Source organism: Hydrogenophilus thermoluteolus, assembly GCF_003574215.1.
GTDB classification, from domain to species: Bacteria; Pseudomonadota; Gammaproteobacteria; order Burkholderiales; family Rhodocyclaceae; genus Hydrogenophilus; species Hydrogenophilus thermoluteolus.
In genome coordinates, this window is sequence record NZ_AP018558.1 from 927,100 (window position 1) to 947,701 (window position 20,602).

Genomic DNA, 20,602 nt, shown 5'->3' on the forward strand with positions numbered 1-20,602 from the left:
GTATCACAACCACGAAAAAGGAGCATCATGAAACGTCGTTGGCAGCAAGCCGTAATGGCGGTGGCATTTTCGCTCGCGAGCCTTTCGGTGATGGCGCAAGCCAAAATCGGCTTCGTCAATTCGGAACGCCTGATCAAAGAGGCGGCGCCTGCGGTAGCAGCACAGAAGCGGCTCGAAAAAGAGTTCGAACCGCGCGACCGCGAGCTGAAGCGGATGGCGCAAGAGTTGCAGCAGCTACAACAGGAGCTCGACACCAAAGGCGCGTCGATGAGTGAGAACGAACGGCAACGCAAAGAACGGGCGTTTGCCGAGCTCAGTCGGGAATTCCAGCGCAAACAGCGCGAATTCCGCGAGGATCTCAACCAGCGCCGCAACGAAGAGTTGGTGCAGGTGCTTGATCTCGCGAACCAAGCGATCAAGCGCGTTGCGGAAAAGAAAGATCTCGATATCGTTTTCCAAGACGCGGTTTATGCCAACCCGCGGATCGATATCACGGATGACGTGATCAAAGCGCTGGAAAACGTCCGCTGAGCGAGACGGATGGCATTGACCGCAGCGGATTTGGCGACACGGCTCGGTGCCGTTCTCAACGGGGACGGTGCCGTAGCGGTGGAGCGAATCGCACCCCCTGACCGCGCCGATGCGCGGTCGTTGGCATTCATCGCCAACCCCCGTTACCTGGCGCAAGCGGCGACCACGCACGCGGCGATTCTGATCCTGCCCGAAGGGGTCGAAGCGCATGTTTCGCCGAACGTGCAAGCGGTGCTCTACTGTAGCGACCCATATCTGGCGTATGCCCGCGTCGCGCAGTGGCTCTATCCGTCACCGGAATTTCCGCCTCGAATCCACCCGACCGCCGTGGTGGAAGGGAAAGTGGCCGCAAGCGCCCATATCGGCCCGCAGGTTTATGTGGCCGCGGGCGCGGTGGTCGAAGACGATGTCGTGCTGGAAGCGGGCGTCAAAGTGGGAGCAGAAGCGACGATCGGTGCCGGAAGCTGGTTGGGTGCAAACGTCGTCGTCGGTGCACGGTGTCGACTGGGCGCACGGTGCCGAGTGCACCCCGGCGCGGTGATCGGTGCGGATGGTTTCGGTTTTGCCTGGGACCGAACCCACGCGCGGTGGGAGAAGATCCCGCAAGTGGGCCGGGTGGTGATCGGTGATGACGTCGAAATCGGCGCGAATACGACGATCGACCGTGGCGCGCTGGAAGATACCGTGATCGAAAGCGGTGTGAAGATCGACAACCTGGTGCAGATCGCGCACAACTGTCGAATCGGGCGCGCCACCGCGATCGCCGGGTGTGCTGGGTTGGCGGGAAGTACCGTGGTTGGCGCGCGGTGTCGGATCGGTGGCCAAGCCGGATTGGCGGGGCATCTCTCGATCGGTGACGATGTGACGATCGGTGCGGCGACGCTGGTGACGAGTTCGCTTCCCGACGGTGGCTTTTACGCGGGGCATCTCCCGGCGTTGCCGTACCGGGAATGGCAGAAGAACGCCGCGTGGTGGAAACGGTTGGCGGAAATCGGCAAATGGTGGCAGCGGAACAAGGACAAGCGATGATCGATATTCAGGAGATTCTGACCTATCTTCCCCATCGATACCCCTTTTTGTTGGTCGATCGGGTGCTCGAGTTGGACAAAGGGAAACGGATCGTCGCGCTCAAAAACGTGACCGTGAACGAACCCTTTTTTCCGGGCCATTTCCCCAACCAGCCGATTCTACCCGGTGTCTTGATCCTCGAGGCGCTCGCGCAAGCTGCAGCCGTGCTCTCTTTTGTGACGATGGAGCGCAAACCGACGCCCGACTCCGTCGTCTATTATGCCGGTATCGACAACGCGCGCTTCAAGCGGCCGGTGGTGCCAGGCGACCAACTGTTGCTCGAAGTGGAAATCCTGCGAACGATGCGCCACATCTGGCGCTACGCCGCCCGCGCACGGGTCGGCGAGGCATTGGCCGCAGAAGCGGAGATCCTCTGTGCCCTCAAAGAAGGGAAATGAGGCGCGTTCCGTGGGCGTTTCGATTCATCCCACCGCGATCGTCGACCCGAAAGCCGAACTGGGGCGTGGCGTTACCGTCGGTCCCTATGCAGTGATCGGCCCCCATGTCGTGTTGGGGGAGGAGTGTCACGTCGGCGCGCACTGTGTAATCGACGGCCATACGACGGTCGGCGCGCGCAACCGTTTCTTTCCGTTCTGCGCGATCGGGCTCGAACCGCAGGACAAGAAGTACCGCGGTGAGCCTACCCGCGTGGAGATCGGCAACGACAATACCTTCCGGGAATACTGCACCGTCAATAGCGGGACGGTGCAAGACCGCGGCGTGACGACGATCGGCGATGACAACTGGATCATGGCGTACGTTCATATTGCGCACGATTGCGTCGTTGGCTCGCACACGATCTTTGCCAACAACGCGACGCTCGGTGGTCACGTTCAGGTGGGGGATTGGGCGATCCTCGGGGGGTTCACGGGGGTGCATCAGTTCGTGCGCGTCGGTGCCCACAGCTTCTGCGGCGTGGGGACGGTACTGACGCAAGACCTGCCTCCGTACGTCACGGTAGCCGGGAATCCAGCGGTACCGCACGGCATCAACAGCGAAGGTCTGAGGCGGCGCGGTTTTTCGCCCGAGGCGGTTCGGGCGATCAAGCGTGCGTACAAGACGCTCTACCGTCAGGGGTTGTCTCTGAACGAAGCGATCGCGCAGATAGCGGCAGCGAGCGCCGAGTTCCCGGAACTCGAACCGCTCGTCGCATTTCTGCGCACACCGGGACGGGGTATCGTGCGCGGATGAGGGTTCCGTCGCCTCGCGTGGCGTTGGTTGCGGGCGAAGCGTCGGGTGATGCGATCGCGGCACCCGTGGTCCGTGCGTTGCGCGCCCAATTCCCCAAGATTTCCCTGTTTGGCGTAGGTGGTGAGCAACTCGCGGCTGCCGGCTGTGCCGTTCGCTGGTCGTATGAGCCGCTCGCGGTTCATGGTTTCGTCGATGCGATCCGACGGCTCCCTCAATTGTTGGCGTTCCGCCAGCAGCTTGCGCACACCTTCGCAGCGCAAGCGACCCATTTCCTGGGCGTCGACGCGCCCGATTTCAATTTGGGACTGGCTGAGCGGTTGCGCGCCCAAGGGGTGCGCACGGCACAGCTCGTGAGCCCTTCCGTTTGGGCGTGGCGGCGCGGACGCATTTCCAAGATCGTCCGGGCAGTCGAACTGCTCTTTTGTCTCTTTCCCTTCGAACCCAAGTGTTATGCCGGCACGGCGCTGCGCGCCGAATATGTGGGTCATCCATTGGCCGATCTCATTCCTCTGGAGCCCGATCGGAGTGCCGCGCGGCAACAGCTCGGGGTGGCCGATTCAGCACCGCTCTTGGCGTTACTGCCTGGCAGCCGCGAAGGGGAGTGGACACGTCTGGGGGCGATCTTCTTCGCGGCGGCGGAACGGGTGGCGCACGCGCTTCCCGGGCTTCAGGTGGTGGTGCCCACCGCGAACCCGCTCGGTGATCGGTACGCGGAAGCGCTGGCAGCGCGCTGGTCGGGGCGGGCACCGCTCAAGATCGTTCCGCGGCAAGCACATGCGGCGCTTGCCGCGGCCGATGTCGTATTGGTCGCGAGCGGCACCGCGACGTTGGAAGCAGCGCTCTTCAAGCGACCGATGGTGATTGCGTACCGTGTTTCCCCATGGCAGTATCGCTGGATGAAGCGCATGGCCTATTTGCCGTGGATCGGCCTACCCAATATCTTGTGCAACGAAACCGTGGTGCCGGAATTGATCCAAGACGCAGCCACTCCAGAGCGGCTAGCGAACGCCGTGCTTGCCTGGTTCGACGAACCCGAGCGCCAAACCGAGCTGCGTGCGCGGTTCATGGCGCTGCATGTGCAGCTGCGTCGCCAGATGGCCGAGCGTACCGCGGCGCTGCTCTCCGAGTGGGTCGCAGAAGGAGGGCACGGCGCCTCACGGGGTGGCCGATGATGGAGGCCAAGGGGATGGGATGTTTCTGCAATCCGTGGCAGATCGGTGTCGACGAGGTGGGGCGTGGCCCTTGGGCCGGACCGGTCTGTGCCGCCGCGGTAGTTTTGGGGGAACGGGGCTGCGCGCTTACTGGGTTGGTCGATTCGAAGCGTCTGAGCGCTCCCCGTCGGGAAGCATTGGCGGCAGCGATCGAGGCGGAGGCGCTAGCGGTCACGCGGGGCTGGGCAACCGTCGCCGAGATCGATACGTTGGGCATTTGGCCGGCGACGGCGTTGGCGATGACGCGTGCCGTTTCCGCGCTTTGGCACGCCCTCGACGCCTCCCCCGAACACAAGGCACAGGTTGCGCATTATCCGATCGCTGTCGATGGCAACCGCTTGCCGCAGTGGTCGTATCGTGCCGAGGCGGTGGTGCGCGGTGATGCGACGGTGGCAGCGATCGCTGCCGCGTCGATCGTCGCAAAAGTGGCGCGCGACCGACTGATGGTGGCGCTCGACGCCGACTACCCTGGCTATGGTTTTGCGCAGCACAAAGGGTATGGAACGGCGCAGCACCGCGAGGCGTTGCGCCGCTTGGGGGTGACGCCGGAGCATCGCCGGTCGTTCCAACCGGTAGCCGCGTTCCTGCAGGGCGAAGCGCCGTGAGAGACGACGCGGCGGTTCTGATCACGTCGCGGCATAACCCGCGTGTCAAGCGGTGGCGGGCCTGGCTCGAAAAAGGGAGCGTTCGCCGCATTGCCGATTGGGTCCTCTTGGAAGGCCCGCACCTCATCGAGGCTGCGCTCGCCGCAGGGTGGTGCATCCGCGAAGTGTGGTATGACGAGACGGGTGCCACCCGTCACGCAAGCCTGCTCGATCGGCTTCGCGCGCAGCATGTCGCACTGGTGCGCGTCACTGCCGCGGTGCTTACCGCAGTGAGCGACACGACCACACCGCAGGGGCTCATTGCCGAGGTGGCGAAACCGCAGTGGGACGTGGTGCATTGGGGTGACGGGGATCTCGTTATTATCGACGGCGTGCAAGAACCGGGCAATGTCGGCGCATTGCTGCGCGTTGCGGCGGCCGCTGGGTGCGCTGCGGCGTGGCTCGCACCCGGTTCGGCGCACGCGTGGTCGCCGAAGGTGTTGCGCGCAGCGATGGGGGCGCACATGGTCCTGCCCATCTTCGAAGGAGAGGTGCCCGACGCGGTCTGGCAGCCGTACGCGCGCCACCGCATGCTTTTTGCCACTGTGTTGTCGCCTGAGAGCCGCTCGCTCTATACACTCGATCTCACTGCCCCCGCCGCGTGGGTGTTCGGCAACGAAGGGGCAGGGGTGCGCTCGATCTGGCACGAACGAAGGGCAACCCCGGTGATTTTGCCGCTGGCGCCAGGCATCGAGTCACTCAATGTGGCTACCGCTGCTGCCGTTTTCCTCTTCGAAGCACGTCGGCAACGCACCGCACGCCGCGATTCTGTGGATCGGTCCCATTCGCCTCGTTCTCGTGATCGCTGAATTGGAGGAGAAACCCCGATGTTGATCGTCATTTCCCCTGCGAAAGCGCTCGATTTCGAAACCCAGGCGCCAATGCCTGCGCGGCAAGCCCCTGCGTTCGTCGATCGCGCCGCGATTTTGATCGAACGGTTACGGGCGCTCACCCCGCAGGAGGTGGCGCGGTTGATGGATCTTTCGGATGCACTTACCGCGCTCAACGTCGCACGATACCGGGCGTGGCAACCCGAGCATACGCCCGAAAACAGCGCGCCGGCGCTCTTTGCCTTCAACGGTGACGTCTATGAGGGATTGGCGGCGCGGACCTTGCCACCGGATGCGATCGAGTGGCTCGAAGACCACCTGCGAATCCTCTCGGGGCTCTATGGGGTGTTGCGACCGCTCGACGCGATGCAGCCCTACCGTCTGGAAATGGGCAGCCGTCTGGAGAATCCGGAAGGGAAGGATCTCTACGCGTTTTGGCGTACGACGGTGACGGAAAACCTGAAGCGCACGCTCGCCGCAATGGCCGCTACCGGAGAACCAGCGGTGCTCGTCAATTTGGCGTCGCAAGAGTATTTCAAAGCGGTCGACCCCAAGACGCTAGGCTTTCCAGTAATCACGCCGCAATTCGAAGACGAAAAGGGCGGGCAGTACCGGGTGATCAGCTTCTATGCGAAACGGGCGCGCGGTTTGATGGTACGTCACTTGGCCGAGTGTGCGCTCGCGCAGGGCCGTCTCGAACCGGAAGCGATCCTGCGTTTCGCCAAAGCGGGATACCATTACGTTCCAGAAATCTCTCGTCCGGATGCGCCGGTGTTTCGCCGTGAGGAAAAAGCAAGGAGCGTCGGCGATGCGTAAAAAACTGCCGATCGGTATCCAGAGTTTCCCTCAGATCCGCCGTGAAGGGTACTACTACGTCGATAAGACCCCTTTTTTGGCACGCATGGTCGAAAGCGGCGGCAAGTACTATTTTCTCTCCCGTCCGCGGCGCTTTGGCAAGTCGTTGCTGCTTGACACGATCGCGTGCGCCTTTTCCGGGCAGCGCGAACTCTTTGCGGCGCATGATGGGCGTGACGGCAGCGCGCCGCGCGAAGCGCTCTACCTGGCGGACCATTGGGACTGGAACCAACGCTACCCAGTGGTTCGGCTCTCGTTCGTCGAGGGGCCTTTGAACGACGAAGCGGAGCTAATCGAAGCGATCACACTGCAACTGAGCGAAAACGCACGGCGGTTGCAGGTACCGTTCGAGCCGACCCTACACCATTTCCGCAGCCAATTCGATCAGCTCCTCTGCCGCACCGCGGAGCACTACAACCAACCGGTGGTGGTGCTGGTGGACGAATACGACAAACCGATCCTCGACCATCTCACCAACCCCGAAGTCGCCTCCGTGATGCGCAACGCACTGCGCAACCTCTATAGTGTCCTCAAAGCGCGCAGCGACTGTCTGCGCTTCGTCTTCCTCACCGGAGTCTCCAAATTCAGCCAGGTGTCGCTCTTTTCCGGGCTCAACAACCTCAACGACATCACGGTCGATGACGACTTTGCGGCGATCTGTGGGTACACCGATACCGACCTCGACACCGTCTTTGCGCCGGAGTTTGCTGCGGCGGCGGCAGACGGGAAGCCGCTCGATCGCGAACGGGTGCGCTTCTGGTACAACGGCTACTGGTGGGGTGGTGTGGAGCGGGTCTATAACCCGTTCGACGTGCTCCTTTGCTTGGCCAAGCGCGAATATCGCCCGTGGTGGTTCGAAACCGCAACGCCGACCTTTTTGATCGAGCTCCTCAAAGCGCGTGGCTTTTTCACACCGCAACTGGAGCGCACCTACGCCACCCACCAACTGCTGGGCAGCTTCGACGTCGGGACGATGCCAAGCGAGACGCTCTTGTGGCAGACTGGGTACCTGACGATACGCAGCAAAGAGCAAGACCCAGCCGGCGAGACGACTTACTGGCTGGGGCTACCCAACCACGAAGTACGCAAAGCGCTCAACGAAGCGCTGGTCAATGCGCTGCTGCCTGAACCGCCCTATGCGCTTGCGCGCGACGTGGCGCGGGCGCTCTTCGAAGGGGATAGTGACACGCTCCAGGCACACATGAACCACCTCTTTGCCAGTATTCCCAGCTACTGGTACGACAAAGCAGGGAACTACGAAGGGTATTACGCAAGCGTTTTCTACAGCTTTCTGGCAAGCACCGGAGTGGCGCTTACCGCGGAAGCGGTGAAAGCGAAAACGCGGATCGACCTGGTGGTTCAAGCGGGTGCGACTGTCTGGGTGATCGAGTTCAAGGTCATCGAGGGCGATGAGGCCACCGGCGCGGCGCTTGCGCAGCTACATGCGCGCGACTACGCCGCTGCGTATCGCAACGCGCCGGGCGTGACGCGGGTGATCGAACTTGCGGTGGAGTTCAGCAAAACCACGCGGCAGATCGTGGGGTGGGAGGCACGTTAGCGGCAAAGCCACAGCGGGAGCGCTAGGCCGGCGGTCATCGAGATCAGGTTGAGTTCGGGCAGCAGCACCGCTTTCGGACGGTAACCAAGGCGAAGTCCCGCTTCCTGGAGCATCAAAAGGTCGTTCGCGCCGTCCCCTGCGGCAAGGATAGCGTCCGAGGTGCAGCCGAGCTTCGCCTGTGCGGCTTGGAGTGCCGATCGTTTCGCGGCAGCGTCGATGATTGGGCCGCGCAACCGTCCGGTGAGGCGTCCTTCAGGATCCACCTCCAGTTGGTTCGCTACATGGGCGTCGAAACCGAGCTCCGCTGCGATCGGCGCAGTGAAGTGGGTGAAGCCACCGGAGACCAGAAGGCAATAGACGCCCTGGGCTTTGAGCGCCGCGATGAGTTCCCGTGCCCCAGGTGTGTAGCGAACAGACTGGTGAAAAATGGGCGTGAGCGCTGCTTCGGGTAAGCCTCGTAAAAGAGCAACCCGAGCCGTGAGCGCTTCGCGAAAGTCGAGCTTCCCCTCCATTGCCGCTTCGGTGATTCGCGCCACTTCGGCTTTTTTGCCCACCGCTTCGGCGATTTCGTCGATGCACTCGACGGTGATGAGTGTCGAATCCATATCGGTGACGAAAAGGCGCAGCGCAGCAAAGTTCCACGAGGGAGACCACCAGCCCCAATCGCAGCGCGCTGCCGCGAGTTCATGGTCGAGCGCATGGGTTCGTGGAAGCGGCGCCGTGACTTCCAGTACGGCAGCGGGTTGCGGCAGCGGGGCAGCCGTGTGCGCGGTCGGAGTGCGATCCAGCGTTTGGTTCCCGAGATCGGGCGTAACGGGCAACCGGCGGTAGGGGAAACCTCGGGCGGTGAGCCACGCGGTTGCCGCGGGGGTTTCGAGGAGTCGCAGCTGTTGCGTCACGATACCGATCCGTTCCGTTTCCGTTCCGGCAGGACGTGCTGCAAGACCTCGTGTGCCGAGCGGATCATCGTCTCGGTGGTCGCCCAATCGACGCACGGGTCGGTGATCGAGCAGCCGTATTTCAGCGCTTCGCGCGGGCGCAGCGGTTGGTTGCCGGCCTCCAAGAAGCTTTCCACCATGAAACCGACGATCGAACCGTTCCCTTCCCGGATCTGATGGACGATATCTTTGAGCACAAGCGGTTGATACTCGGGTTTTTTCCACGAGTTGGCGTGCGAACAGTCGATCACGATGTTCGCCGGAAGCCTCGCTTTGGTGAGCGCTTGTTCGGCAAGGGAGACCGAGACCGAATCGTAGTTGGGGCGTCCGCCGCCACCGCGCAAAACGAGGTGGCCGTAGCGGTTGCCTTTGGTGCGGACGATCGCGGTGCGGCCGCTTTCGTCGATGCCCAAAAAGGCGTGGCGGTGCGAGGCGGAGAGGATCGCGTTGATCGCAACCTCGAGGCTACCGTCGGTGCTGTTTTTGAAGCCCACGGGGGTGGAGAGGCCAGAAGCCATTTCGCGGTGGGTTTGCGATTCGACCGTACGGGCGCCGATCGCCGTCCAACTGACCAGGTCACCATAGTACTGCGGTCCGATCGGGTCGAGCGCTTCGGTGGCCGCAGGAAGCCCCAGTTCGTTCACCGCCAAGAGGAACGCGCGCGCGCGCTTCATCCCGACGTCGATGCGAAACGAATCGTCTAGGAAAGGATCGTTGATGAACCCTTTCCAGCCGACGCTGGTGCGGGGTTTTTCGAAATAGACGCGCATCACCAGAACGATCGTCTCAGCGACTTCGTCGGCCAGCGCTTTGAGTTTGCGTGCGTAATCGAGACCGGCTTCGGGGTCGTGAATCGAACAGGGGCCAACGACCGCGAAGAGGCGACGGTCGGTTCCGTCGAGGATCGCGGTAAGCGTTTGTCGCGCGGTGGCAACGGTGGTTGCGGCGCGTTCCGTGAGCGGCAATGCGGTTTTGATCTCCGCAGGCGTCGGCATCGGCTCGAACGCCTCGATGTTGGTGTTTTCCAATAGGAATTGGATCATGGTCGCTCCCTGGTGGATGATTTTTGGCGTGGCACGGCAAAAGGGCAATTTTACGCAATTGTGGCGTGATTGGTTTGGGCCATTACCGATTGCACCAGGCGCTCAACGGCCGCGGCGCGCTCGGCATGCGTGGGAAACGTGCCGGTTCGGACCAAGGTGTCGCTGCCTTTGATCTGCACCGTTCGGTCGCTTTGGATGAGCGCGACCACTTTGGTCGGGTCTACGGGGGCATCGGTGGCGAATCGCACCAGGATCCGTTGCGCGTTGGCGTCGACGCGGGCTACCCGATACGGGAGCAACCGAATGCGCAGCCGATGGGTCGCGATGAGCGCAACGGCTTGCGGTGGCAGCGGCCCGAAGCGGTCGATCAGTTCGCTTTTGAGCGCATCGACCGCCTCGTCGTCGGCAGCGTCGGCGAGCCGTTTGTAGAGGTCGAGGCGCACCGCGATATCGGGACAATAGGTTTCGGGAAGCAACGCCGGTTCGCCCAAGGTGATTTCAGTGGTTACCGCAAACGCAGCAAGGAGCGACTCTGAGGCAGACGCATCGCTCTGTGCCGCTTTACCGGGCGCTTCTGACGTCGCGTTCTGCGCTTTGAGGCGACGAACCGCGTTTTGCAGCATCTGGGTAAAGAGCGCGAATCCGACCGATTCGATCGCGCCCGATTGCGCTTCGCCCAAGATTTCCCCTGCGCCGCGAATCTCCAGATCGTGCATCGCCAGGGTGAAACCGCCGCCGAGCGATTCCGCTTGCGCGATCGCCTCCAACCGCCGCGCACCGGCAGCGGTCGGCTTGATGTGTGGGTCGAGCATCAGATAGGCGAACGCTTGGTGGTGGCTGCGACCGACCCGCCCCCGCAATTGGTGCAGTTGCGCCAGTCCAAAGCGGTCGGCGCGTTCGATCAGGATGGTGTTCGCGTTGGGGATGTCGATACCGGTTTCGATGATGGTGGTGCAAAGAAGCACCTGCAACCGCTGGTGGATGAAGTCGCGCATCACCCGTTCGAGCTCGATTTCGCTCATTTGGCCGTGCACGACGCCGATCCGGACGTTGGGCAGCAATTTTTGCAACGCTTCGAGCGCATTGCCGATGGTGCGCACCTCGTTGTGCACATAGAAGACTTGACCGCCACGCCGCAATTCACGCGCAACGGCTTCGCGAATGAGCGCGTCGCTCTTTTTGACGACGAACGTTTTGACCGCAAGCCGTTTCGCCGGGGGGGTGGCAATTACCGAAAAGTCGCGCACCCCTTCGAGCGCCATCCCGAGCGTGCGGGGAATCGGTGTGGCCGAAAGGGAAAGGGTATGGACGTGCGCGCAGAAGGTACGCAGCGCCTCTTTCTGGCGCACGCCGAAGCGATGCTCTTCGTCGATGATCACCAAGCCGAGCCGCGCAAAGCGCACGTCGGGCTGAATGAGGCGATGAGTGCCGATGACGATGTCGACGGTACCATCGGCAAGCGCCGCCAACGTCGCTTTCTGGTTTTTGCTGCTGGTAAAGCGCGAGAGCTCGGCAATTTGGAGCGGCCAACCGGCAAAGCGGTTGCGAAAGGTTTGGGTGTGCTGTTCGGCCAACAGGGTAGTTGGCGTGAGGATCGCCACCTGGCGCCCGTTCATCGCGGCAAGGAACGCGGCGCGAAGCGCCACTTCGGTTTTCCCGAAACCGACGTCGCCGCACACCAACCGATCCATCACTTTGCCAGAGGTGAGGTCGGCGATCACCGCGTCGATCGCGGCTTGTTGGTCGGGCGTGGTTTCGAACGGAAAACCGGCGGCGAACGCTTCATAGCTGGCGGCGTCGAATGCGAACCGTTCGCCACCGCGCGCGGCCCGCTCAGCATAGAGCGCCAGGAGCTCTGCCGCGGTATCGTGCGCTTTTTCCGCCGCTTTGCGTTTCTCTTTTTCCCACTGACCGGAACCGAGTTCGTGAAGCGGCACCGTTTCGGGGTCGGTTCCCAGGTAGCGGCCAATGAGCGCCAGTTGGGTCACCGGGACGTAGAGCGCGGCGCCCCCCGCATATTCGAGGTGGAGGAATTCCGCTTCACCCTCAGGGCCGGCAAGGCGCACGAGGCCTCGGTAGCGTCCGATTCCGTGTTCGAGGTGCACGACAGGGGCACCGGGGGTGAGTTCGGTGAGGTCGCGAATCCACGCCTCGGGATCGTGTGCGGCGTGTTTGCGTTTCGTTCCCCCTTTGCGCCGCACCAGATGCGCGAAGAGCTCCGCTTCACCGAAAAAGGCGAGGCGCCGTTCCGCGTCGAGAAAGCCGTTTTCCACGGGCGCGACCGTGAGCGCAAGTGGCGGTCTTTCTGCCAGGAAGGTTTCCCACTCGCGCACGTCGCTCGGTTCCCAGCCCACCGCGCGCAATTTTTCGCGCACCGTTTCGCGACGTCCTTCGCTGGAAACGGCAAGGAGCACGGTCCAGTCGCGGTGGGTGTCGAGCCATGCGGCCAATGCAGCAGCCGGTTGTTCGGCGCGCGCATCGAGGGCGATGGGGGGGAGTTCGTCCTCAGCGTGTTCGGGAAGCGCGAGGTCGATCCGCGCACAGGCAGAGAGCCGTCCGTGAAATGCCTCGGGCGGCGCCATCCAGGCGTCTGGTGGCAGCAGCGGGCGATCCGGGTCGGTGTTGAGCAGCCGGTAGCGGTCGAGCGCTTCTTGCCAATCGGCCGTGACGGTTTCGGCAACGGGGCCCAAGGTAACCCACAACGCGTCGGGCAGATAGTCGAAGAGCGTGGCGGTCTTGTCGAAAAAGAGCGGCAGATAGTATTCGATCCCAGCGGGCAGCAACCCCTGACTGACCTGTTTGTAGAGGGCCACTTTGCTGGGATCGCCCTCGAAGGTTTCGCGAAAACGGCGGCGGAAGGTCGTGCGGCCGTCGTCGTCGGTCGGGAATTCGCGTGCCGGCAAGAGTTCGATCGCCTCCACCGGGTAGAGCGTGCGCTGGGTGTCGGGGTCGAACGTTTTGATCGTTTCGATCTCGTCGTCGAAGAGTTCGAGCCGATAAGGAAGCGCTGCGCCCATCGGGTAGAGGTCGATGATCCCGCCTCGGATCGCGAACTCTCCTGGGCGAAGCACCTGGGCCGCCGGTTCGTATCCGGCCAGGGTCAGTTGGGCTTTGAACGCCGCAAGGTCGAGCGTTTCCCCCTTGCGGATGCGGAACATGCGGCCGGCGACAAACGCCGGTGGCGTGAGCCGCGGCAGCGCAGCGGCCACCGAAGTGACGACGACGTCGACCCCCTGCTGCGTGATGGCAAAGAGCGTCGCCAGCCGTTCGGAGATCAGGTCTTGGTGTGGGGAAAAGGGATCGTAGGGTAGCGTTTCCCAGTCGGGAAAGTGGCAAACGCGGAGCATCGGTGCAAAAAAGGTGAGTTCGGCTTGGATCCGGAGCGTCTCGGCGGCATTTGCCGCCAGCAGAACGAGCGGTGCGCGTGTGCGGCGCTTCAATTCCGCAAGGTAGGGAGCAGCGAGTCCAGAGTAGGGGAGCGGCAGTTTCGCCCGTTGCCCCGCTTTTGGGAGATGAAAGGAGTCAGGAATCATGGGCGGGGATTATACCGCCCAGCCATTCGGAGACGACGGTGACGACGCGATCCGCGACTGCCGGTGAGACCATTTCGGGATCCGTATCTGTCTCGATTTCCGTCCATACCTTTTGTTGGGCAGGGATCAATGCCCAGGCACTCTGATTGGGTAGGTTGAGGTTGCTGTTCGCTGCGGTAACGAGCTGAATCGGCAAATCCCACTGACGCAAGACCGACGCGCCCGCAAGATCGAGTCGCCCAAAGGGGGCCGAGAGCGCGCGAAAGCGCGCCGGGGCGTGATCGATGAGCCGCATCGCTGCTGCGGCAGCAGTGCCCCAACCGACTGCGACCAGAAGGTCGGCAATCGGAGCCAGGAAGGGTTGGTGGTCGAGCCATTCCAAGGTCTTATGGCACCGTTCGGTAAGTTCAGCGATCTGAAAACTGCGCTCTTCGCTGTGTTCGGCCTCGATCGTAGGAATGAGCGCAACCGTGAGCGTTGCCCATCCTTGTGCTTTGAGGGGTTCGACCAAGGGAGTGAGAGGCAGGTCGATCAACCGCGGAACGACGGTTGGGTCGAAAAGAAGCGCCAAGCCGTGGCATTCATCGTGATAGGCAAGCTCGGCATCGAGCCAGAGTCCGCGCTCGATCTTGATCCCAACGGCGAGGTGGCGGTGTCGTTTCATCGCGGTTTCCAAAGAAAACGGGGGTTTCTGAGTCGCTTGCTTACGCCGTCAGCCGGATGGGGATGCGCCGATTGCCGAAGTGCCCCGGTGCGCGGGGGAAACGCCCTTCCAAGGGTCGGTGACAGTCGGGACAGTCTCCTTCGGGGGTGAGGCGATAGGCGGAGATCGCGTAGCCGTCGCGCGTGATCAACGCAGCGCCGCACCCGGGACAGAAGGTCGTACTGCCTTCGCGATCCCAGATGTTCCCGGTATAGACGTGCCACAATCCTTCTGCTTTGGCAATCGCTTGAGCGCGTAGGAGCGTTTGTGGCGGGGTGGGCGGAAGGTCGCGCAATTTGAAATCGGGGTGGAACGCGGTGAGGTGGAGCGGAACGTAGGGTGTCAGCGCGTCGCGGATCCAACGGGCGAGCGCGCGGATTTCGTCGTCGCTGTCGTTGAGCGTGGGTATGATGAGTGTGGTGACCTCGACCCAGACCGTGGTGTGATGGACCAGGTATTTCAAGGTCTCTTTGACCGGTTCGATGTGGCCGCCGCAATAGCGTTGGTAAAAGTGTTCCGTGAATGCCTTGAGATCGACGTTCGCGGCATCCATGACACTGAAGAACGGAGCATACGCTTCGGGCTCGATATAGCCGTTCGTCACCGCAACGGTGTAGAGCCCCACTTCGTGTGCGGCACGCGCGCAATCGATCGCATATTCTGCAAAAATGATCGGGTCGTTGTAGGTAAAGGCGATGCCCGCGGCGCCCGTGGCTTTCGCTGCGGCGACGATGGTTTCTGGGGTGCCTTCGTCGCCAATCGTCGCGTCGAGCGCTTTCGCAGCGGAAATCGACCAGTTCTGACAGTATTTGCATGCCAGGTTACAGCCCGCGGTGCCGAAAGAGAGCACGGCGGTACCGGGGTAGAAGTGGTTGAGGGGTTTTTTCTCGATCGGGTCGAGACAAAAACCGGTAGAGCGGCCGTAGGTGGTGAGCACCATGCGTCCGGCGTCGTTTGCGCGCACCAGACATGCGCCGTGTTGCCCCGGGCGCAGTTTACACCGCCGTGGGCAGAGGGTGCATTCCAGACGACCGTCGGCAAGCAGGCGCCAAAATTGTGCCGGGTAGCTCATTGTGGTGCTCCTTTTGGTGACGCCCCATTGGGCTGAGCGGGTTCGTGCCACGCGGTCACGGAGTAGCGCCACGCCTTCAGTCCCGGAACGGGACGAAAGGGGTCGAGCCCAGCCTTCTGTTTGAGCGCAGCCAGAAAGGCTTCTGGATCCGGGAGTTGCTTCCAGACTTGGGGGAGAAAGGTGGCGCGGTAGGGACCAGCCGCGAGGATCAATCCGTCCTGGTGGGGGCGCAGTTGCGCAATCAGCGCCGTTTCGTCGGTGAATGTGAGGGGTTCTGGCGGAGAGAGTAGGGACACTTCCAGCGTGATCGACGGCCATTCGTGGCGCGAGAGGGGCGGAAAGCGGGGATCTTCGAACGCGGCAGCGAGCGCGTTGGCGCGCACGTCTTCGCGAAGGGGGCGGTAGGCTTCCAGAGAACCGATGCACCCTCGGAGTTGGTGGTTCTGAGTGAGCGTGACGAAGGTCGCGCCAGGAGTGTCGAGTCGTGGGTCTTCCGGCACGCTCAGTGATTCGCCCGTCAGTGCGTGATGGATCGCGGCACGCGCATGCGCAAGCAGCGCATACCCGAGTGAGTCGTCGATGGTGGGGGCGTCGGCGATTGGCTTCGCGGTCATTTTTTCCTCAATGCAGGTGCGTGGCGGCGCCGTGTGCGGGAAACCACGCGACACTGGCGTAACCGACGACGCGGTCGAGTGGCCCTTCCGTGTCGGCACTCGTGCCGTACGCGATCAGTTCCGGGGTGAGACCGTGCTGCTTGGCAGCGATCAGCAGTGCGTCGATCGCGGTCGAACCGCAGGCGTCGTCGGGTTCCAACGTCGGATCGAACGCCAAGATGCGTTGCAGTGTTCGTTGATCGAGCGCACGCGCCTCGGCGTCGGGGTGGTAATGGGAGAGGTCGGAACTCACCACGATCAGGGTTTCCGGCCCGCCCCACAACTGCGTCATCACCTCAGCCACTTTGTGCGGTTCAACCCAGCCGACGACGAACGGGACGATCGCGAAATCGTCGAGGATTTGCTGCAGGAACGGGAGTTGGACCTCGAGCGCGTGTTCCAGCAGGTGCGCGCGCTCGCTCCGTTCGACGTCGGGATGCTGCAGCGCAACAGCGGAGGCTGCGACATCGACTGGAACGTCACCGAGTGGCGTTCGGAAAGCCGAAGTTTCCGGTAGCGCCAGACCCAACACGGGGACCCGGTGGGCTGGACCGAAGAGCACCACGCGCCGGATGCGATCCGAAAACGGGATGAGTAATCGATAGGCTTGCGCTGCGATCGGCCCCGAATAGACGTAACCGGCGTGGGGGACGATCAAAGCCTTGGGCGGAACGTCGGACCGTGGAACGGGAGGGGTTCGCCGCAAAAACGCGGCAATTTGCGCTGCGAGCGTCGTCGGGTCGGAAGGGTAGAAGAGCCCGCTCACAGCAGGTTGCCGGGTCGTTGCTCTTTGATGCATCGCGCTTCGTATCCTAAGGCTGGGATACGAATCAATATAGTGCTAATGCGCGCCGATTTCCAGCGGATAATCGGCCCAGCAGTTGGGGGTTTCGTACAGGCGGACGCGCGCCAGACGCAAATGGCGGCCGTAACGCGCGCGGAAATGGGGTGCTAGGGTAGTGAATGCAATGCGCGCCAGGTTCTCTGCGGTCGGGATCACATCGAGACGCACGGTGCGGTGGTTTGGCAATACCGCATCAATTGCGTCGGCAACCGGGTCTTCGTTCCACACCAGGAACGCATGGTCCCAGTGGCCGACGAGTTGCTCCCACGCGATTCGCTTGACGTCGCCGAAATCCATCACCATTCCCCGTTCGGGAGACCCCGGCGTTTGGTCGGGCATGCCGACGAGCGTCAATTCGAGGACGTACCGGTGGCCATGGACGTGGCGGCAGAGGCTCCTGTGGTCTGGAATCCGGTGGCCAGCGTCGAACTCGAGCCGCCGGGTGATCGCAAATTCGGCTTCAACGCCAGGGGGCAGATCCGGTTGCCGTTCAAGTGTCACGATGCAGTCCCTTCAGCCATGCGCTTCCGGCCGCATCGCGGGGAAGAGGATCACGTCGCGAATGTTCGGCGAATCGGTGAGCAGCATCACCAGACGGTCGATTCCTACCCCGCAACCGCCCGTGGGGGGAAGGCCATACTCGAGCGCGCGGATATAGTCGGCGTCGAAATACATCGCTTCGTCGTCCCCCGCCTCTTTGGCGCGCACTTGGGCGCGAAAGCGTTCGGCTTGGTCGTCGGGGTCGTTGAGTTCCGAAAAACCATTGGCGATCTCGCGCCCGGCGATGAAGAGTTCGAACCGTTCTGCGATCTCTGGGTTGGTGTCGCTGCGTCGCGCCAGCGGTGAGACTTCAGCGGGGTAGTCGACGATGAAGGTGGGGTCGAAGAGTTCGCTTTCGGTGGTCTCTTCGAAAAGCGCCAGTTGCAGCGCGCCCACCCCTTGCTCGGGGCGGGTTTCGACTCCCAATTCGTGGAGTTTTGCGCGTAACCAGTCGGGGTCGTTGAGCTGAGCCAGCGACCAACCGGGATGGACGTGGTGAATGGCTTCGACGATCGTCATGCGCGCAAAGGGGCGAGAAAGGTCGAGGGTGCGCCCCTGATAGACGAACGTTTCGCTGCCGAGTGCCACCCGCGCGGCGTGGCGCAGCAACCCTTCGGTAAAGTCCATGATTTTGCGGTAGTCGGCGTACGCTTCGTAGAACTCCATCATCGTGAATTCCGGGTTGTGGCGCGGGCTCAACCCTTCGTTGCGGAAGTTGCGGTTGATTTCGAAGACCTTCTCGAAGCCGCCCACGACCAACCGTTTGAGGTAGAGCTCTGGCGCGATGCGCAGGTACATCGCCATATCGAGCGCGTTGTGGTGGGTGACGAACGGGCGCGCGTTCGCGCCACCGGGGATCGGGTGGAGCATCGGTGTCTCCACTTCGAGGAACCCATATTCGACCATGTAGTTGCGGATGGCCTGGATGAGGCGACTGCGCGCAACGAACCGCAGCCGCGTCTCTTCGCTCATGATGAGGTCGACGTAGCGTTGCCGATATTTGAGTTCTTGATCGGCGATCCCATGGTACTTGTCGGGAAGCGGGCGCAGGTTTTTCGTCAGCAACCGGATCGATTCGGCGTGGATGGTCAGTTCCCCGGTGCGCGTTTTGAAGAGCGTCCCCGAAACGCCGACGATGTCGCCGATGTCCCAATGTTTGAAGTCTGCATAGCAGTCTGCACCGACCGAATCCCGTGCGACATAGACCTGGATGCGGCCCGACATGTCCTGAAGGGTGATGAAACTGGCTTTGCCCATCACCCGTTTGAGCATGATGCGGCCGGCAACGACTGCCGAAACGCGCAATTGCTCGAGTTCTTCCTGGCTTTTTTCCTCGTAGGCCTCCGCCAGTTTTGCGGCATAATGAAGACGTTCGAAATCGTTGGGGTAGGCAATGCCCTGTTCACGCAACGCAGCCAGTTTGCGCCGGCGCTCTTCCATCACGGTGTTGAGTTCGTGTTGAGCGGTGGATTCGTTCATCGTGCCAACCATTCCGGGAAAAGAGACCGACGCGAATTGTCGCACGCGGCGCCCCTTTGCGCAAAGTGAGGTGTGAGATGGAACTCTTTTGGCGTCTCTATCGCTGGGTTGAGGCAACCTTCTTCAATACGCTCACCAAAAAGCTCGCGAGCATCGTTTCGGTTGCCCTCTTTGCGGGTGGGTTTTGGTGGTTGTTTACCGCGCTGGAGTCTCGTTTGGTTGCGGCGGGTGTCGAAGCCGCGCAGGTATCGCAAATCTTTGCCGAGGTCACGCCGTGGTTCTGGGGGCTTTGGGGCGCACTCCTGCTGTACGCCGTTTTTCTGGTCTGGTACCTGCGCTATCTCATCGTGCGTCCGGTGCGTACGATGACGCACATCTTCGAGACGTTGGGCAACGACCGGCGTCTCGGAGATCTTTCGATCGATTTGCCCGAATTGTCGCAAGACGAACTCAGCGAACTCGCGCGCGCGTACAACGCGTTCGCCAAGCGGATGCGGCAGATGATCGTCGAGCTGCGTGCGTCGGGGCTCGAAACCGGTCAAGCGGCAGTGGTTACCGAAAACGAAATCGAAACGGCGGCGAAACGGGTAGAGGCACAGCGCAACGCAGCAGCCGATGCGCAACGGGCAAGCGAAGCGATCGTTTCGGCGAACCGTTCGGTCTTGGCGAAGACGGAACATCTCGACGAAATGATGCATCGCAATTTGGATCGGGTTGCCGAGGCGGTCGAAGCGCTGCGTGGTTCCGTGGCGAAGGTGAAGGTGGCGCGCGAAGGCGTGGCCGCGTTCAATGGGCAAGTGGAAGAGATCATGGCGCGTGCCAAGGAAGTTCGCGGAATCGCCGACCTGATCCGCGACATCGCGGATCAGACGAACCTATTGGCGCTCAATGCGTCGATCGAAGCGGCACGTGCCGGGGAGATGGGGCGTGGCTTTGCGGTGGTCGCCGATGAGGTGCGCAAACTCGCCGAGCGGGTCAATGTCGCGACGAGCGACATCTACCGCGATCTCGATTTAATGCTTACCGAGGTGCAGAAGACGCAAGCTCAGGGGGAGACGATCGTCGATCGTGTCCGTCAGACCGAAGCGGACATCGAAGCGACCAATACGCTTTTCGAATCGATGGCAGCGGAGTTGAACGCGAGTCGCGTTGCCCTCGACGAGATCGTCGACGCCTCGAAGACGATGAGCGTGGCCAACGAGGACGCCGCGAAACAGGTGAAGGAAATCGTGCAGGCGAGCGAAGCAGTCACCCAAGTGATCGACACAAGCCGCCAGCATATGGAGCAGCTGGAAGCACGAACGGAGCAAACGCTCGAACTGCTTTCTCGCTACCGGATCGGCTTTGGACGGCTCGACCACGCAGTGACCGAAACGCGGCGCTTCCGCGATCGTGTCCAAGACATTCTGACGGAAATGGCGACAGAGGGCATCGACATTTTCGATCGCAACTACCAACCCTACCTCAATTGCGAACCGCCCAAATTCAAATTGGCTTGGAGTGACGAGTTCGTGCGACGGGCGCAAGGGTTGCTCGATGAGACGCTACTGCGCATCCCGAACGCAGTATTTGCCGTTGCGGTCAATACCGATGGCTATCTTTCTGCGCACAACAAGAAGTTCAGCCAGCCGCTCACCGGTGACCCAGCCAAAGACCTGGTGGGAAACCGGACATATCGCAAGTTTACCAACCACCACGAGTTGCGGGCAGCGCAAAACGAACGGCCGATCCTGTTGCAGACGTACCGGCGCGACACGGGCGAAATCCTTGCCGACATCGCGATGCCGATTTACGTCAATGGTCGTTTGTGGGGCAACGTTCGGGTCGGTCTCCCCATCCCCGTACTGCTGGAACAATGAAACCGCATTGCGGCTTGAGCCATCGGAGGGCCTTCTCCGCGTCTTAACCG

The 20,602-nt window shown here is 62.1% G+C and carries 19 protein-coding genes; 10 read left to right on the top strand and 9 right to left on the bottom strand.

The genetic code is table 11. From position 1 onward, the window contains the following. Window positions 1–27: 27 nt before the first annotated feature. Genes HPTL_RS04490 through HPTL_RS04530 form a run of 9 tightly spaced genes read left to right on the top strand, consistent with a single transcriptional unit; the run spans window position 28 to window position 7,888 of the window. Window positions 28–531, top strand: coding sequence for an OmpH family outer membrane protein (locus HPTL_RS04490; protein ID WP_197713784.1), 504 nt, complete (start codon window positions 28–30; stop codon window positions 529–531). Between the two features lie 9 nt (window positions 532–540). Further along, a complete protein-coding gene (gene lpxD, locus HPTL_RS04495) occupies window positions 541–1,560 on the top strand; it encodes a UDP-3-O-(3-hydroxymyristoyl)glucosamine N-acyltransferase (protein WP_119334903.1) in 1,020 nt (339 codons plus the stop codon). After that, on the top strand, window positions 1,560–1,997 hold the full coding sequence (fabZ, locus tag HPTL_RS04500; RefSeq protein WP_119336076.1) for a 3-hydroxyacyl-ACP dehydratase FabZ: 438 nt from the start codon (window positions 1,560–1,562) through the stop codon (window positions 1,995–1,997). The genes lpxD and fabZ overlap by 1 nt, the downstream gene beginning before the upstream one ends. 10 nt (window positions 1,998–2,007) lie before the next feature. Continuing rightward, complete coding sequence (gene lpxA, locus HPTL_RS04505) at window positions 2,008–2,790, top strand: acyl-ACP--UDP-N-acetylglucosamine O-acyltransferase (RefSeq protein WP_119334904.1); 783 nt, start codon at window positions 2,008–2,010, stop codon at window positions 2,788–2,790. Next, a complete protein-coding gene (gene lpxB / locus HPTL_RS04510) occupies window positions 2,787–3,962 on the top strand; it encodes a lipid-A-disaccharide synthase (RefSeq protein ID WP_119334905.1) in 1,176 nt (391 codons plus the stop codon). The genes lpxA and lpxB overlap by 4 nt, the downstream gene beginning before the upstream one ends. Next, window positions 3,959–4,606 carry a ribonuclease HII gene (locus HPTL_RS04515; RefSeq protein ID WP_232000017.1) on the top strand — a complete coding sequence of 216 codons (648 nt, stop codon included), beginning with the start codon at window positions 3,959–3,961 and terminating at the stop codon, window positions 4,604–4,606. Before lpxB ends, HPTL_RS04515 begins: the two co-directional genes overlap by 4 nt. Further along, window positions 4,603–5,454 (top strand): TrmH family RNA methyltransferase, encoded by an 852-nt coding sequence (locus HPTL_RS04520; RefSeq protein WP_119334906.1) that lies wholly within the window; start codon window positions 4,603–4,605, stop codon window positions 5,452–5,454. Before HPTL_RS04515 ends, HPTL_RS04520 begins: the two co-directional genes overlap by 4 nt. 18 nt (window positions 5,455–5,472) lie before the next feature. Continuing rightward, the gene (gene yaaA / locus HPTL_RS04525) at window positions 5,473–6,291 is read left to right on the top strand and encodes a peroxide stress protein YaaA (protein ID WP_119336078.1); all 819 of its coding nucleotides are present in this window, start codon (window positions 5,473–5,475) and stop codon (window positions 6,289–6,291) included. After that, the gene (locus HPTL_RS04530) at window positions 6,284–7,888 is read left to right on the top strand and encodes an ATP-binding protein (protein ID WP_197713785.1); all 1,605 of its coding nucleotides are present in this window, start codon (window positions 6,284–6,286) and stop codon (window positions 7,886–7,888) included. Before yaaA ends, HPTL_RS04530 begins: the two co-directional genes overlap by 8 nt. On the opposite strand, the gene serB is transcribed toward HPTL_RS04530, so the two are convergent. The 9 genes from serB to lysS are packed head-to-tail and all read right to left on the bottom strand — an operon-like array spanning window position 7,885 to window position 18,693. Next, on the bottom strand, window positions 7,885–8,787 hold the full coding sequence (gene serB, locus HPTL_RS04535; RefSeq protein ID WP_119334908.1) for a phosphoserine phosphatase SerB: 903 nt from the start codon (window positions 8,785–8,787) through the stop codon (window positions 7,885–7,887). The genes HPTL_RS04530 and serB overlap by 4 nt on opposite strands. Next, window positions 8,784–9,869: a 3-deoxy-7-phosphoheptulonate synthase gene (locus tag HPTL_RS04540; protein ID WP_119334909.1), complete on the bottom strand. Its 1,086-nt coding sequence runs from the start codon at window positions 9,867–9,869 to the stop codon at window positions 8,784–8,786. The genes serB and HPTL_RS04540 overlap by 4 nt, the downstream gene beginning before the upstream one ends. Before the next feature lie 50 nt (window positions 9,870–9,919). Beyond that, complete coding sequence (gene mfd / locus HPTL_RS04545) at window positions 9,920–13,402, bottom strand: transcription-repair coupling factor (protein WP_119334910.1); 3,483 nt, start codon at window positions 13,400–13,402, stop codon at window positions 9,920–9,922. Beyond that, a complete protein-coding gene (locus tag HPTL_RS04550) occupies window positions 13,392–14,066 on the bottom strand; it encodes a hypothetical protein (RefSeq protein ID WP_119334911.1) in 675 nt (224 codons plus the stop codon). Before HPTL_RS04550 ends, mfd begins: the two co-directional genes overlap by 11 nt. A gap of 40 nt (window positions 14,067–14,106) precedes the next feature. Further along, complete coding sequence (gene amrS / locus HPTL_RS04555; RefSeq protein ID WP_119334912.1) at window positions 14,107–15,177, bottom strand: AmmeMemoRadiSam system radical SAM enzyme; 1,071 nt, start codon at window positions 15,175–15,177, stop codon at window positions 14,107–14,109. Further along, window positions 15,174–15,791, bottom strand: coding sequence for an AmmeMemoRadiSam system protein A (gene amrA / locus HPTL_RS04560; RefSeq protein ID WP_119334913.1), 618 nt, complete (start codon window positions 15,789–15,791; stop codon window positions 15,174–15,176). The genes amrS and amrA overlap by 4 nt, the downstream gene beginning before the upstream one ends. Before the next feature lie 7 nt (window positions 15,792–15,798). Next, entirely contained in the window at window positions 15,799–16,629 is an 831-nt protein-coding gene (gene amrB, locus HPTL_RS04565; protein ID WP_119334914.1) for an AmmeMemoRadiSam system protein B, read from the bottom strand. A 42-nt stretch (window positions 16,630–16,671) separates the two neighbouring features. Continuing rightward, window positions 16,672–17,175, bottom strand: a complete 504-nt coding sequence (locus HPTL_RS04570; protein ID WP_197713786.1) for a 6-pyruvoyl trahydropterin synthase family protein — start codon at window positions 17,173–17,175, stop codon at window positions 16,672–16,674. 12 nt (window positions 17,176–17,187) lie between these two features. After that, window positions 17,188–18,693, bottom strand: coding sequence for a lysine--tRNA ligase (gene lysS, locus HPTL_RS04575; protein ID WP_119336080.1), 1,506 nt, complete (start codon window positions 18,691–18,693; stop codon window positions 17,188–17,190). Between the two features lie 77 nt (window positions 18,694–18,770). Between lysS and HPTL_RS04580 the strand changes: the two genes are divergently transcribed. Further along, window positions 18,771–20,552: a methyl-accepting chemotaxis protein gene (locus HPTL_RS04580; RefSeq protein WP_119334915.1), complete on the top strand. Its 1,782-nt coding sequence runs from the start codon at window positions 18,771–18,773 to the stop codon at window positions 20,550–20,552. Window positions 20,553–20,602: the final 50 nt, after the last annotated feature.

Coding starts and splice junctions, on each gene's coding strand:
- HPTL_RS04490 (WP_197713784.1), top strand. CDS start 28: ATGAAACGTCGTTGGCAGCAAGCCGTAATGGCGGTGGCATTTTCGCTC.
- lpxD (WP_119334903.1), top strand. CDS start 541: ATGGCATTGACCGCAGCGGATTTGGCGACACGGCTCGGTGCCGTTCTC.
- lpxB (WP_119334905.1), top strand. CDS start 2,787: ATGAGGGTTCCGTCGCCTCGCGTGGCGTTGGTTGCGGGCGAAGCGTCG.
- HPTL_RS04515 (WP_232000017.1), top strand. CDS start 3,959: ATGATGGAGGCCAAGGGGATGGGATGTTTCTGCAATCCGTGGCAGATC.
- yaaA (WP_119336078.1), top strand. CDS start 5,473: ATGTTGATCGTCATTTCCCCTGCGAAAGCGCTCGATTTCGAAACCCAG.
- HPTL_RS04530 (WP_197713785.1), top strand. CDS start 6,284: ATGCGTAAAAAACTGCCGATCGGTATCCAGAGTTTCCCTCAGATCCGC.
- HPTL_RS04540 (WP_119334909.1), bottom strand. CDS start 9,869: ATGATCCAATTCCTATTGGAAAACACCAACATCGAGGCGTTCGAGCCG.
- mfd (WP_119334910.1), bottom strand. CDS start 13,402: ATGATTCCTGACTCCTTTCATCTCCCAAAAGCGGGGCAACGGGCGAAA.
- HPTL_RS04550 (WP_119334911.1), bottom strand. CDS start 14,066: ATGAAACGACACCGCCACCTCGCCGTTGGGATCAAGATCGAGCGCGGA.
- amrS (WP_119334912.1), bottom strand. CDS start 15,177: ATGAGCTACCCGGCACAATTTTGGCGCCTGCTTGCCGACGGTCGTCTG.
- amrA (WP_119334913.1), bottom strand. CDS start 15,791: ATGACCGCGAAGCCAATCGCCGACGCCCCCACCATCGACGACTCACTC.
- amrB (WP_119334914.1), bottom strand. CDS start 16,629: ATGCATCAAAGAGCAACGACCCGGCAACCTGCTGTGAGCGGGCTCTTC.
- lysS (WP_119336080.1), bottom strand. CDS start 18,693: ATGAACGAATCCACCGCTCAACACGAACTCAACACCGTGATGGAAGAG.
- HPTL_RS04580 (WP_119334915.1), top strand. CDS start 18,771: ATGGAACTCTTTTGGCGTCTCTATCGCTGGGTTGAGGCAACCTTCTTC.